Origin of the sequence: Alkalisalibacterium limincola (genome assembly GCF_008017755.1) — a bacterium.
Taxonomy (GTDB): domain Bacteria; phylum Pseudomonadota; class Gammaproteobacteria; order Xanthomonadales; family Xanthomonadaceae; genus Alkalisalibacterium; species Alkalisalibacterium limincola.
Genome location: NZ_VRTS01000003.1, coordinates 160,106 through 174,173 on the forward strand (window position 1 = coordinate 160,106; position 14,068 = coordinate 174,173).

9 protein-coding genes and 1 pseudogene are annotated in these 14,068 nt (G+C 68.5%); 9 read left to right on the forward strand and 1 reads right to left on the reverse strand.

The features are described 5' to 3' along the window. Window positions 1-4: 4 nt before the first annotated feature. The 8 genes and pseudogenes from carB to FU658_RS05910 all read left to right on the forward strand — a co-directional run bounded on the left by carB (window position 5) and on the right by FU658_RS05910 (window position 12,528). Window positions 5-3,240: pseudogene (carB, locus tag FU658_RS05875) on the forward strand (carbamoyl-phosphate synthase large subunit). Window positions 3,241-3,292: 52 nt separating this feature from the next. After that, the gene (gene greA, locus FU658_RS05880) at window positions 3,293-3,769 is read left to right on the forward strand and encodes a transcription elongation factor GreA (RefSeq protein ID WP_147891232.1); all 477 of its coding nucleotides are present in this window, start codon (window positions 3,293-3,295) and stop codon (window positions 3,767-3,769) included. 6 nt (window positions 3,770-3,775) lie between these two features. Then, window positions 3,776-4,708 carry a phosphoglycerate mutase gene (locus tag FU658_RS05885; RefSeq protein ID WP_147891233.1) on the forward strand — a complete coding sequence of 311 codons (933 nt, stop codon included), beginning with the start codon at window positions 3,776-3,778 and terminating at the stop codon, window positions 4,706-4,708. Next, a complete protein-coding gene (gene recJ, locus FU658_RS05890) occupies window positions 4,705-6,429 on the forward strand; it encodes a single-stranded-DNA-specific exonuclease RecJ (protein ID WP_147891234.1) in 1,725 nt (574 codons plus the stop codon). Before FU658_RS05885 ends, recJ begins: the two co-directional genes overlap by 4 nt. 72 nt (window positions 6,430-6,501) lie before the next feature. After that, window positions 6,502-7,627 (forward strand): peptide chain release factor 2 gene (gene prfB / locus FU658_RS05895; RefSeq protein WP_147891235.1). Its coding sequence is split into 2 segments (ribosomal slippage): window positions 6,502-6,576 and window positions 6,578-7,627, totalling 1,125 coding nucleotides; the frame shifts between segments, so codons are not numbered across the junction. 80 nt (window positions 7,628-7,707) lie between these two features. Next, a complete protein-coding gene (lysS, locus tag FU658_RS05900; RefSeq protein ID WP_147891236.1) occupies window positions 7,708-9,219 on the forward strand; it encodes a lysine--tRNA ligase in 1,512 nt (503 codons plus the stop codon). A gap of 78 nt (window positions 9,220-9,297) precedes the next feature. Further along, entirely contained in the window at window positions 9,298-10,359 is a 1,062-nt protein-coding gene (locus FU658_RS05905; RefSeq protein ID WP_425477593.1) for a response regulator, read from the forward strand. 30 nt (window positions 10,360-10,389) lie between these two features. Beyond that, a complete protein-coding gene (locus FU658_RS05910) occupies window positions 10,390-12,528 on the forward strand; it encodes an ATP-binding protein (protein ID WP_147891238.1) in 2,139 nt (712 codons plus the stop codon). A gap of 45 nt (window positions 12,529-12,573) precedes the next feature. Here FU658_RS05910 and FU658_RS05915 read toward each other — a convergent pair whose 3' ends face one another. Next, window positions 12,574-13,470, reverse strand: coding sequence for a crotonase/enoyl-CoA hydratase family protein (locus tag FU658_RS05915; RefSeq protein ID WP_147891239.1), 897 nt, complete (start codon window positions 13,468-13,470; stop codon window positions 12,574-12,576). Between the two features lie 225 nt (window positions 13,471-13,695). On the opposite strand from FU658_RS05915, the gene FU658_RS05920 reads away from it, so the two are divergent. Beyond that, window positions 13,696-14,037 carry a PilZ domain-containing protein gene (locus FU658_RS05920; RefSeq protein WP_147891240.1) on the forward strand — a complete coding sequence of 114 codons (342 nt, stop codon included), beginning with the start codon at window positions 13,696-13,698 and terminating at the stop codon, window positions 14,035-14,037. The last annotated feature ends 31 nt before the right edge of the window (window positions 14,038-14,068 follow it).

A 14,068-nucleotide genomic window follows, 5' to 3' on the forward strand; every position in this document is an offset into this window, starting at 1 on the left:
ATCCATGCCCAAGCGCACCGACATCAAGACCATCCTCGTCATCGGCGCCGGCCCGATCGTCATCGGCCAGGCCTGCGAGTTCGACTATTCCGGCGCGCAGGCCTGCAAGGCGCTCAAGGCGGAAGGCTTCCGCGTGGTGCTGGTGAACTCCAATCCGGCCACGATCATGACCGACCCGGAAACGGCGGATGCGGTCTACATCGAGCCGATCACCTGGCAGGTGGTGGAGCGCATCATCGCGAAGGAGAAACCCGATGCGGTGCTGCCGACGTGGGCGGCCAGACCGGCCTGAACTGTGCGCTGGACCTGGCCGACAACGGCGTGCTGGAGAAGTACGGCGTGGAACTGATCGGTGCCTCGCGCGAGGCGATCCGCATGGCCGAGGACCGCGAGCTGTTCCGAGTGGCGATGGGGGAGATCGGCCTGGAGTGCCCGAAGGCCGAAGTGGCCAAGTCGCTGGAGCAGGCCCTGGACATCCAGTCCCGGGTCGGCTTCCCGACCATCATCCGGCCCAGCTTCACGCTCGGTGGCTCCGGTGGCGGCATCGCCTACAACCGCGAGGAGTTCATCGAGATCATCAAGCGCGGCCTGGAGCTCTCGCCGGTCAATGAAGTGCTGGTCGAGGAATCGGTGCTGGGCTGGAAGGAGTTCGAGATGGAGGTGGTCCGCGACCATGCGGACAACTGCATCATCGTGTGCTCGATCGAGAACTTCGACGCGATGGGCGTGCACACCGGCGACTCGATCACCGTGGCCCCGGCGCAGACGCTGACCGACAAGGAATACCAGCGCCTGCGCGATGCCTCGATCGCGGTACTGCGCAAGATCGGCGTGGACACCGGTGGCTCCAACGTCCAGTTCGGCATCAACGCGGAGACCGGCCGCGTGGTCGTCATCGAGATGAACCCGCGCGTGTCGCGCTCCTCGGCGCTGGCCTCGAAGGCCACCGGCTTCCCGATCGCCAAGGTCGCCGCGAAGCTGGCCGTGGGCTACACGCTCGACGAGCTGCGCAACGAGATCACCGGTGGCGCGACGCCGGCCAGCTTCGAGCCGAGCATCGACTACGTGGTCACCAAGATCCCGCGCTTCGCGTTCGAGAAGTTCCCGGCCGCCGATGCCCGCCTGACGACGCAGATGAAGTCGGTGGGCGAGGTGATGGCGATGGGCCGCACCTTCCAGGAATCGTTGCAGAAGGCGCTGCGTGGACTGGAGACCGGCCACACCGGCCTGGATCCGACCGGGCTGGCGCTGGGCACCGAGGACGGCATGACCGCGCTCAAGCGCGAGCTGCGCGAGCCGCGTGCCGACCGCATCTTCCACATCGCCGATGCGTTCCGCGCCGGGCTCAGCGTCGAGGACGTGCACGCGATGAGCTTCGTCGACCCGTGGTTCCTCGACCAGATCGAGGACCTCGTGGCATTGGAGACCGACCTGATCGAGTCCGGTTTGTCCGGACTGGACAAGGCCCAGATCCGCCTGCTCAAGCGCAAGGGGTTCTCCGACGCCCGCATCGCCGAGCTGTGCGGCACCGACGAGCAGGCGGTGCGCGTGCTGCGCCACGCGTTCGGCGTGCGCCCGGTCTACAAGCGCGTGGACTCGTGCGCGGCGGAGTTCGCCACGTCCACCGCCTACATGTATTCGACCTACGAAGACGAGTGCGAGTCCAACCCGAGCGACCGCGACAAGATCATGGTGCTGGGCGGGGGGCCGAACCGGATCGGGCAGGGCATCGAGTTCGACTACTGCTGCGTGCATGCCGCACTCGCACTGCGCGAAGACGGGTTCGAGACCATCATGGTCAACTGCAACCCTGAGACCGTCTCCACCGATCCCGACACCTCCGACCGCCTGTACTTCGAGTCGCTCACGCTCGAGGACGTGCTGGAGATCGTCGAGCTGGAGAAGCCCAAGGGCGTGATCGTGCAATACGGCGGGCAGACCCCGCTGAAGCTGGCGCGCGCGCTGGAGGCCGCCGGGGTGCCCATCATCGGCACCTCCCCGGACTCGATCGACCTGGCCGAGGACCGCGAACGCTTCCAGCAGATGATCCAGAAGCTGGGCCTGCGCCAGCCGCCGAACCGCACCGCGCGCAACGCCGACGAGGCGACCGCGCTGGCCAACGAGATCGGTTACCCGCTGGTGGTGCGCCCGAGCTACGTGCTGGGTGGACGGGCGATGGAGATCGTCTACACCGATGCCGACCTGATGCGCTACATCCGCGATGCGGTGAAGGTGTCCAACGAATCACCGGTGCTGCTCGACTGCTTCCTCGACAATGCCGTGGAAGTCGACGTCGACATCATCGCCGACGCCGAGGGCAACGTGCTGATCGGCGGGTTGATGGAGCACATCGAGGAGGCCGGCGTGCACTCGGGCGACAGCTCGTGCTCGCTGCCGCCGTATTCGCTCAGCCCCGAGATCCAGGACGAGCTGCGCAAGCAGGTCGCGGTCATGGCGCGCGAGCTCAAGGTGATCGGCCTGATGAACACGCAGTTCGCGATCCAGGGCGAGGACATCTTCGTGCTCGAGGTGAACCCGCGCGCCTCGCGCACCGTGCCGTTCGTGTCCAAGGCCACCGGCGTGCCGCTGGCGAAGGTCGCCGCGCGCTGCATGGTGGGCCGCTCGCTGGCCGAGCAGGGCGCCACCCGCGAGGTGGTGCCGGACTACTACTCGGTGAAGGAGGCGATCTTCCCGTTCGCCAAGTTCCAGAACGTCGATCCCATCCTGGGCCCGGAAATGCGCTCCACCGGCGAGGTGATGGGCGTGGGCCGCACCTTCCCGAAGGCCTTCGCGCGGGCGCAGGAAGCGGCCAGCATCCGCACGCCGCCGGTGGGCAAGGCCTTCGTTTCCGTCCGCGACCCGGACAAGGCTCGGCTGAAGCCGGTGCTCGACATCCTCATCGAGCGCGGCTATTCGCTGGTGGCCACCTCGGGCACGGCGAAGTTCATCCGCGAATCGGGCTACGAGTGCCAGCACATCAACAAGGTGATCGAGGGCCGGCCACACATCGTCGACCTGATCAAGAACGGCGAGATCGCCTACATCGTCAACACGACGGAGGGCAAGCAGGCGATCTCGGATTCGTTCTCGATCCGCCGCGAGGCGCTGCAGCACCGGATCACGTACTCGACCACCATCGCGGGTGCGCGCGCCCTGCTGCTGTCCACTGAATTCCGTGGCGAAGGCAGCGTATCCTCGCTGCAGGAGCTGCATCGGGAGCTGGCCGGGTCGCAGGGCTGAGGTCCACCTCGCCAGCGCCGGGGTCCACAACGAACATGAAGGAGTGTCAGGCATGAGGTCACCCCTCACGGTCGCCGGCGCCAAGCGCCTGCGCGAAGAACTCGACCGGCTCAAGTCGGTCGAGCGTCCCAGGGTCATCGAGGCGATCGCCGAGGCGCGTGCGCACGGCGACCTCAAGGAAAACGCCGAGTACCATGCCGCGCGCGAGCAGCAGGGCTTCATCGAGGGCCGCATCAAGGAGCTCGAGAGCGTGTTGTCGAACGCCGAGCTGATCGACGTGACCAAGCTGTCGGCCGGATCGAAGGTGGTTTTCGGCGCGATCGTCACGCTGGCCGACGTCGAGTCCGACGAAGAGAAGACCTACCAGATCGTTGGCGACCTCGAGGCCGACATCAAGATGGGGCTGATCTCGATCTCCTCGCCGATCTCGCGCGCCCTGATCGGCAAGCACGAGGGCGACAGTGTCGTCATCAATGCTCCGGGTGGCGAGCGCGAATACGAGTTGGTCGAGGTGCGCTACGAAGGCTGACCGGCGATGACGCTGCGCCTGCTGCTGCCGGAACGCGAACGCATGCGCGGCGCCGCGGAGCCCGAAGCGCTGCGTCGCCTGCTGGGCCGGGCCGACCTGCCCGACGCCGGCGAGCCCGGTGGCCGCGCACAGCTGCTGCGCCACTGCCGCGTCGTGCCCAAGGGCTGGCCGATGGCCGCGCTGACGCGGCAGCTCGATTGCGGCGACGCGGCCGGGTATGCGTGGCTGCGTGCCGACCCGGTGCACGTGCGTGCCGACCTCAATGCGGTCCGCATGCTGGCCTGGGGCAACCTGCAGGTCGATGCGGCCCAGGCGCAGGCGCTGCTCAAGCCCCTGAAGCTCCTGTTCGGGGATGCCGGCTTTCCGATCTCGGCGCCGGTGCCCGAACGCTGGTACCTGATGATGCCGCGCGAGGCGAGGTTGCCCGCATTCGTCGATCCCGAGGACGTCCTGGGCGACGAGATCCACGACCTCCTGCCGCAGGGCGACGCGGGTCGGCGCTGGCGCCAGTTGCTCAACGAGGCCCAGATCGTGCTGCACAACCATCCCGTGAACGAGCGCCGGCTGGAGCAGGGCCTGCCGGCCGTCAACAGCCTGTGGTTCTGGGGCGGCGGCGTACTTCCCGACCAGGTGGCGATCGAGGCCACGAAGGTCTTCACCCGCGAGGTCGGGCTGGGTGCCTTGGCCACCCAGGCCGGCCACACGCCCCAGGTGCGGCCGTCGCGCTGGTCGGCCGACCTGGGCGACGCCCTGGTCGACCTTCGGGACATGCGCGATCTGGCGGCCGTGTCCGGCGACTGGATCGAGCCTGCCGCCGCGGCGGTACGCGACAAGCGCCTGGCTGGCGTCGACCTCGACTCTGCCGATGGCTGGCGCGCGGCGCTCCGGCCGGGCCAGCACTGGCGGTTCTGGCGAAAGCCACGCTCGCTGTTCCCATGAGCATCCCCGTGCCCAGCATCCGTCGGCGCGAAGGGGTGGATGCGTCGGGGTGGGACGATTCGGTTCCCGAGGTCCTGCGGCGCGTCTACGCCAGTCGAGGCATCGTGTCCGCCCAGGACGGCGAGCTGCGCCTGGCGCGCCTGCTGGCCCCGGACCTGATGGGTGGCATGCAGAAGGCCGCCGAGCTGCTGGCCCGGGCCATCCGCGACCAGGTGCGGATCGTCGTGGTCGGGGATTTCGATTGCGACGGTGCCACCGGGACCGCGGTGGCGGTACGCGGCCTGCGCCTGCTGGGCGCGGAGAATGTCGCCTACCGGGTGCCGCACCGGGTCGAGCACGGTTACGGGCTGTCGCCGGCGCTGGTCGCTGACATGGCGTCCATGGCGCCGGACCTGGTGCTGACGGTCGACAGCGGGATTGCCTGTGTTGCCGGCGTTGCCGCGGCCAGGGCGCGCGGCTGGCAGGTCGTGGTCAGCGACCATCACCTGCCGGGGCCGGTGCTGCCAGACGCGGATGCGATCGTGGACCCCAACCTGGACGGGGATGCGTTTCCGAGCAAGGCGCTGGCCGGGGTCGGCGTGGTGTTCTACCTGCTGCTGGCGATCCGCCGCGTGCTTCGCGAAGGCGGCGCGCCAGCCGCGGCGACTGCGGACCTGTCGCGCTTGCTGGACCTTGTCGCCGTGGGGACGGTCGCCGACCTGGTGCCGCTGGACTACAACAATCGCGTGCTGGTTGCCGCCGGCCTGCAGCGCATCCGGCGGGGCGAGTGCCAGCCCGGCGTGACGGCGCTGGCGGCGGTGGCCGGGCGGGCGCTGTCGACGCTGTGCGCCAGCGACATCGGTTTCGCGATCGCGCCGCGGCTCAATGCGGCCGGCCGCCTGGAGGACATGGCGGTGGGCATCGAGTGCCTGCTCACCGACGACCCGGTCGAGGCTGGGCGCCTGGCAGAGGCGCTGGACGCGATCAATGCCGAGCGTCGCGAGCTGCAGCAGCAGATGGTGGACCAGGCCGAGGCGCTGCTCGAGGCCTTGCCGATCCCCGAAGGCGGCCTGCCGCCGATCGTGTGCCTGCACGATCCGGGCTGGCACCCCGGGGTGGTCGGCCTGGTGGCCTCGAAGGTGAAGGAACGGCTGCATCGACCCGTGCTGGCGTTCGCGCCGGCCGAACCGGGCAGCGACCGCCTGCGCGGTTCGGCGCGGTCGATTGCCGGCTTCCACGTCCGCGACGCGCTGGCCGAGGTCGATGCGACCTGCCCCGGCCTGATCGAGCGCTTTGGTGGCCATGCGATGGCCGCGGGCCTCAGCCTGGCGGCCGGCAACCTCGAGGCGCTGGTCGAGGCCCTCGAGGCGGTGGCCGCCCGGCGCCTGGACCCGGCCTCGCTGGCGCGGGAGATCCTCAGCGACGGGCCGTTGGACGGAAGGGATTTCTCGCGGGCGCTCGCCGAGCAACTGCGGCTGGCCGGCCCGTGGGGGCAGGCGTTTCCCGAGCCGGTCTTCGACAACGAGTTCGAGCTGCTCGACTGGCGCACCGTCGGCGAGCGTCACCTGAAGCTGCGGGTGCTGGTGGAGGGCCGGCGCGAGCCCCTGTCGGCGATACATTTCGGCGGTTGCACCGGCCAGCCGCCGCCGCAGCGGCTGCGCATGGCCTACCAGCTCGACCTCGACGACTTCCGTGGGCGCCGCGACATCCAGCTGCTGGTCAGGCACATCGAACCCGCGTGAGCTGTCCACGGGTCCGTGCTCTGTTATCCTGAAAGGCTTTCGCACAGCATTTCCAACCACGGATCCGCGGACATGATCGAACTCAATCCCGTCCGTCAGCGCATCGCCGACCTGCAAGGTCGGCTGGATGCGCTGAGGGGGTATCTTTGACCTCGATGCCAAGGCAGAACGGCTCGAGGAGGTAAACCGGGAGCTCGAGCTCCCCGACGTCTGGAACGACCCGGAGCGGGCGCAGGCGCTGGGCCGCGAGCGCTCGGCGCTGGAGAAGAACGTCAATGGCATCCGCCAGCTCGACGAGGGCCTGGCGGGCGCGCTCGAACTCATCGAACTGGCCGAGTCCGAGGCCGACGAGGAGACCGCCCAGGCGGTCATCGACGACGTCGAGGGCTTCGAGCGCGACGTGGGCAAGCTCGAGTTCCAGCGCATGTTCTCCGGCGACCTCGACGGCGCCAACGCGTTCATCGACATCCAGGCCGGCGCCGGTGGCACCGAGGCCCAGGACTGGGCCGAGATGCTGCTGCGCATGTACCTGCGCTGGTGCGAGTCGCGCGGCTGGAAGACCGAACTGATGGAGGCCAGCGGCGGCGACGTCGCCGGCATCAAGTCGGCCACGATCCGGGTCGAGGGCGACTTCGCCTACGGCTGGATCAAGACCGAGACGGGCGTGCACCGGCTGGTTCGCAAGTCGCCGTTCGATTCCGACAACCGGCGCCACACCAGCTTCACGTCGGTGTTCGTTTCGCCCGAGGTCGACGACAAGATCGACATCGAGATCAATCCCGCCGACCTCAAGACCGATGTCTACCGGGCCTCCGGCGCCGGCGGCCAGCACGTGAACAAGACCGAGTCCGCGGTGCGCATCACGCACGTGCCGACCGGCACCGTGGTGGCGTGCCAGAACGGTCGCAGCCAGCACCAGAACCGCGACACCGCGATGAAGATGCTGGCCGCCAGGCTCTACGAGCTGGAGATGCAGAAGCGCAACGCCGAGAAGGATGCGCTGGAAGCGACCAAGTCCGACATCGGCTGGGGCAGCCAGATCCGCAACTACGTGCTCGACCAGTCGCGCATCAAGGACCTGCGCACCGGGGTGGAGCGTTCCGACACGCAGAAGGTGCTCGATGGCGACATCGACGAGTTCGTCGAGGCCGCGCTGAAGTCCGGCCTGGACGTGGGCTCCAAACGCATCGACGCCTGAACCGCCGCAAGACCGACCTTCCCACCCGAGTCCCCGGTACCCGCACCCGACGGGGCCACCGCATTCCCGAGCCGCACGCCATGACCGACAAGCAAGAAGCCCCCGTCACCGACGAGAACCACCTGATCGCCGAGCGGCGGGCGAAACTGGCGGGCCTGCGTGCGGCCGGCGTGGCGTTCCCGAACGACTTCAAGCGCGCCGACTACGCGGCCGACCTGCAGGCCGAGTACGCCGACGCCGAGGCCTTCGATGCCGAGGCGCTGGCGGCCACCGGGCGCCGGGTGGCGGTGGCTGGTCGCCTCATGGCCAAGCGGGTCATGGGCAAGGCCAGCTTCGCCCAGATCCAGGACATGAGCGGACGCATCCAGCTCTACCTGCAGGCCAGCGCGCTGGAGGAGGCCTATGCCAGCTTCAAGACTTGGGACGTGGGCGACATCGTCGGCGTGACCGGCACGCTGACGCGCACCCGCACCGGCGAGCTGTCGGTCCAGGCCGACGGCCTGCGGCTGCTGACGAAGTCGTTGCGTCCGCTGCCGGACAAGTGGCACGGCCTGGCCGACGTCGAGCAGCGCTACCGGCATCGCTACGTCGACCTGGTGGTCACGCCCGAGGCGCGCGAGGTGTTCATCACCCGCTCCCGGGTGATCGGCGCGATGCGACGCTGGCTCGACGCGCGGCGCTTCCTGGAGGTCGAGACGCCGATGATGCACTACATCCCCGGCGGCGCGACGGCACGCCCGTTCGTCACCCACCACAACGCGCTCGACCTCGACCTGTACCTGCGCGTGGCGCCCGAGCTGTACCTCAAGCGTCTGGTGGTCGGCGGCTTCGAGCGCGTCTACGAGATCAACCGCAACTTCCGCAACGAGGGCGTGTCGACCCGGCACAACCCCGAGTTCACGATGCTCGAGCTCTACGAGGCATACGCCACCTACCACGAGGTCATGGACCTGACCGAGGGTCTGATCCGCGACGTGGCGGTCGAGGTGCTGGGCACCACCGCCATGCACTGGGATGGCGCCGACATCGACCTGGGCCCGGCGTTCCGCCGCTGGCGCATGGACGAGGCGGTGTGCGAGCTCAATCCCGGCCTGTCCCTGGCCGACTGCCTGGACCGCGACGTACTGGCGGCGCACTGCCAGCGGCTGGGCGTGGCGGTGAAGCCGGGCTTCGGCTGGGGCAGGCTGCTGCTGGAGATCTTCGAGAAGACCGTGGAGCCCACGCTGGTGCAGCCCACCTTCATCACCCACTACCCGGTCGAGGTCAGCCCGCTGGCCCGCGAGTCCGACGACGAGCCCGGCATCACCGACCGCTTCGAGCTGTTCGTCAACGGCAAGGAGATCGCGAACGGGTTCTCCGAGCTCAACGACGCCGAGGACCAGGCGGCGCGCTTCCAGGCCCAGGTCGAGGCGAAGGAGGGCGGGGACGACGAGGCGATGCACTTCGATGCCGACTACATCCGGGCGCTGGAAACGGGCATGGCGCCCACCGGTGGCCTCGGCATCGGCATCGATCGCCTGGTCATGCTCTACACCGGCTGCTCGTCGATCCGTGACGTGCTTCTGTTTCCCTACATGCGGCCCGAAGCCTGACCCGAAACCTGTTCCGCTACCGCGGATGGGCATGTAAGCTGCCCGCAACAGCCAGCGCCACGGACGGCGACGGTTCGACTGCAGAGGGATTCGCACGTGAACGTACTGATCGTCGACGATCAACCATCGCAGCGCAGCATGTTGCGCCACCTGCTCGAGGACATCAGCCCCGAGCTGAAGGTCACCGACTTCGGCGACCCGGTCCAGGCGCTGCTGTGGTCGCAAAAGACGCCGACCGACCTGCTGCTGCTCGACTACCGCATGCCGAAGATGGACGGGCTGGAGTTCGCCCGCCGGTTCCGCCGCCCGCTGTCCCAACGCGACGTGCCGATCGTGCTGATCACCGTCGTCGGCGACGAGCCGGTGCGCAACGCCGCGCTCGAAGCCGGCGTCAGCGACTTCCTGGTCAAGCCGGTGCGACCGCGCGAGTTGCGCACCCGCTGCAAGAACCTGCTCGCGCTCAGGCAGCACCAGGAGTCGCTCAAGACCCGCGCGCGCAGCCTGGAGCGGCAGTTGCTGTCGAGCATGCACGAACTCGACGAGCGCGAGCGCGAGATCCTGACCCGCCTGGCCCAGGCCGCTGCCCGTCGCGAAGGGGGCGGGGGCGCCACGCTGGAGCGCATGTCGCGCTATGCCGGACTGGTGGCCGAGGCGATGAACCTGTCCGACGACGAGGTACGGGTCATCGAGCTCGCCGCGCCGCTGCATGACATCGGAATGATCGGCCTGCCCGACTCGATCCTGCTCAAGCCGGGTCCGCTCGACGAAGACGAGCGCGCGCTGATGCAGACGCACACGCGCGTCGGGCACGACATCCTGAAGGGGAGCACCAGCCGCTTCGTCCAGACCGGTGCGTCGATCGCGCTGTCCCACCACGAGCGCTGGGATGGCGGCGGCTATCCCGAGGGGCTGGCAGGGGAGGGCATTCCGCTGGCGGCACGCGTCGCGGCCGTGGCCGACGTGCTCGATGCGCTGAGCTCGAAGCGCTCCTGGCGGGACGCTTTCCCGATCGAGGAGGCCTTCGAGCAGGTCCTTGCCGGCGCCGGCACCGCCTTTGATCCGACGGCCGTGGAAGCCCTTGCGCGCCGTCGCGCGCAGGTGCGCGAGGTGTACGAGTTCTTCTCCGGCGAGCGGGGTTGAGCAGTCCGGTCCGCCGTCTGCGAGCATGCCATGACCGGACACCTCGACTCACTGCTGGCCCGCTTCCGTAACCGGCCCGATTCCGAGCACGGCCAGGCCACGGTGCGCCTGGTCATCCTGGGGTTGATCCTGCTCTACCTGGTCGCGGTGGTCTCCAACATCGACCGCGCCAACGAAGCCTTGCGCCTGGTCCTGTTCTTCGTCGCGATCGAGTCGATCATCGGCCTGGGGCTGCTGCTGGCGATCGCCGCGCGACCCGGTGTCTCCCATGTGAGGCGCATCATCGGCATGCTGGCCGACTACGGCCTGATCGGGATCGCGATGTACCTGATGGGGGAGGGACTCGCCCCCCTCTACGTCGTGCTGATGTGGGTGACGGTCGGCAACGGCCTGCGCTACGGAAACCGCTTCCTGTTCGCCGCCGTCGGCATGGCCACGGGCACGTTCCTGGCCGTCATCGTCACCACGCCGTTCTGGCAGGGCATCCCGGTGCTGGCCTATGGCCTGCTGGCCGGACTGGTGGCGGTGCCGCTGTACCTGAGCAGTCTGTTGCGGGCCCTGGTGAAGGCCACGGACGAAGCGCGCCGCGCCAGCGAGGCCAAGAGCCGGTTCCTGGCCAACATGAGCCATGAGTTCCGCACGCCGCTCAACGGCATCGTCGGCATGGCCGAACTGCTGGTGACCACGTCGCTGACGCCGGAGCAGCGCGAGAGTGCCGAGGTCATCCAGGCCTCGGCGCGCTCGCTGCAGGTGCTGGTCGAGGACGTGCTCGACATCTCGGCCATCGAGGCGGGCAAGCTCAAGCGCGCCGACGAGGACTTCCGCCTCTCGGAGATGCTCAAGGGTGTCCAGTTGATGCTGTCCCAGGCCGCTGAGGATCGCGGCCTGCGTTTTGACATGGAAGTGGAGCAGGGCGTGCCGGACCGCCTGCACGGCAGCGCGGGGCACCTGCGCCAGGTGCTGGTCAACCTGCTCTCCAATGCGATCAAGTTCACGGAGGAAGGCAGGGTGTCATTGAAGGTGGAACGGATTCCAGGTGGGGCCAACGAGCAGGAGGTGCGGCTGGGTTTCTCCGTGCATGACACCGGCATCGGAATGCCGGCGGAGGCCCTGGAACGGATCTTCAAGGCGTTCGAGCAGGCCGAGGGTGGGCATGCGCGCCGCTTCGGCGGGACCGGCCTGGGCACCACCATCGCCAAGGCGCTCACCGAGATGATGGGTGGCACGATCAGCGTCGAGAGCACGCCGGCGGTGGGCACCCACTTCAGGGTGGAACTGCCGCTCAAGCTTGCCGCGCAGCCCCAGCCCGAGCTGGTCGCCGACGACACCACGGGAAAGATCATCGCCTTCGACGATCCCTTCGTCCGCCACCGTGCGCGCGTTGCGCCGATGCGGATACTGGTCGCCGACGACCAGGCCGCCAACGTGATGGTGCTGCAGCGACTGCTGGAGAAGGCGGGGCACCGTACCGTCGCCGTCACCGAGGGCGACGACGTGCTGGACCAGATCGAGGACCACGCCTACGACGCGGTGATCATCGACCTGCACATGCCCGGGCTGAGCGGCCTGGACGTGCTCAAGCAGGCCCGGGTCATCGAAAGCGGGAGGCGTCGCACGCCCTTCGTCGTGCTCACGGCCGACGCGACCGCCGAATCGGTGGCGGCGTGCGAACGGGCCGGAGCCTTTGCCTTCCTGTCCAAGCCCGTCTCCGTTCCGCGACTGCTGGACACCCTGGCCGAGATCAATGCGGGGGCTGGCAAGGGAAGCCAGGCCGGGCCGGGTTCGCCCGCCCACGGCGAGCTCATATCCCCGGAGATCCTCGATGAACTCGCCGAGCTCAACCTCGGGGAGGATTTCATCGAGCGCTTCGTCGATGAGTGCACGCGCGACGCCCGTCGTTGCATCGCCGCGATGGAGCAGTGCGCATCGTCGGCCAACTGGGATGAGTTCCGCGACCAGTGCCACGCGCTCAAGGGAGTCGCCAGCAACATGGGCGCAGTCCGTCTCGCCGCGCACGCCTCCTCGGCGATGCATGCGGCGAACTGGCAACTGCCCAAGACCTGGCGGGGCAGCGTCGCCGATCTGCGACGCGAGCTCGAGTTGGCCCGGGCCGCGTTGCGCCGACCGCGGAACAATGACGCGCGCGGGGAGGACCCCGAGCGAGGCTGACGCGTCCGGTTCGAGCGGAGCGTCAGCGTCGCCTGGCCCCGGGCATCAGTTCGCGAGCTGGTGGCTGCCGCCTTCCCCCGTCCGGCGCCGCTGGGCCCTGACCAGTCGTTCCATCGTCTTGAGCTGGCGCTCGCCCAGGCCCATCGCCGCATCGACCCACAGTTCGGTGATGCGCAGGAGCTCTTCGAGCGGAACCGGATTCACGATGTCGCGGATGCGATCCATCGCCATGCGCGTGCGGGCGATCTTCTGGTTGCGGCGCATCAGGTCCTGGACGGCCTTGTGGCCCTCGCCCTTGCCGACGAGCACGTCGACCACGCCGAGGCGGTGGAGTTCGTCGCTGCTGTAGATCACCCCGTTGAGCATCATTTCCTCGGCCAGGCGCGCGTTCACGCGACGGGTCAGGAAGGAATAGGCCCCCATTCCCGGGAACAGGCCGAACAGGACTTCCGGGAATCCCATGTTGATGCCGGATTCGGCCACGATGGTCTGGCAGCTCAGGGCCAGCTCCAGCCCGCCACCCAGCGCGTCTCCCTCGACCAGGGCCACCGTGTGTGCATGCGGGTGCAGGTGGGCGTGCAGGATGTGCACCCCTTCCACGCACTCGCGTGCGTAGTTGAGCAGCCGCTCGCGGTCGCGGCCCCGGATGAGCTGGGCGAACAGTTCCAGATCGCCGCCGAGGTTGAACACGTCCGCGTCCGATGCGATGACCACGTGCGCGAGGTGGTTGGGGTCTGCGTCGGCGGTGCTGCCGATCTGCTGGGCGGCCCGCTTGAGGTAGGCATGCATCTCGCGCATCAGCGGGGGGTTGAAGCAGGGCCGGTAGTCCGGGTCCGAAAGCGCCCTGGAGGCGTGCATGAAGCACCAGTGCGCATTGTCGGCCTGGTGGGTGCGGATGGTGTGCTCGTTGGACTCACGACGCAGCGGTTCGACGACGTTCATTGGCTAAAACCTCTCTGGATGGCCCCCGTGGGCGCGCATCACGGGTGGCTTGGGACCCTTTGGATGGGAAACGCGCCCGCCGCCTCGATTCTATGCCCGAGGCCTTGACATTCGTAAACTAATTGCTCTAGAGGGCGATTCGCTTCCCTCTCGCCGGGCTTGCCTTGTGGGTCTTGTTTCTGGCCCACTGCACGCATCGGTGTTTCATCAGCTGGGGGAAGCTGGATGGTCGATTCAGAACACCCGGGGATCAGGTTGTCGCGCTCGCGCCTGCAGGCCACGGCGAGCGTGCGCGTGCCCGACCATCACTGGGAAACACCGGTCGAGGACCTCTCCCTCAGCGGGGCGCTGTTGCGACGTCCGGATGGCTTCGATCCCGAGCGTGCCGCCCTTGCCTCGGTGGAGTTGCGTTGCGGTGACCTGGTGGCGCTGCGGGTCCAGGCACGCCTGGTGCGCAGCGACGAGCGCACGGTGGCCTACGTCTTCGAGGGGCTGGGCCCCAGCCAGGAACAGGATATCCGCGAACTGATCCAGCGGCGCGGGTCGCTCAAGGACGGCGTCGCCTGAAGCACGCGGCCCGGGCTCGCCCGGGCCGGTC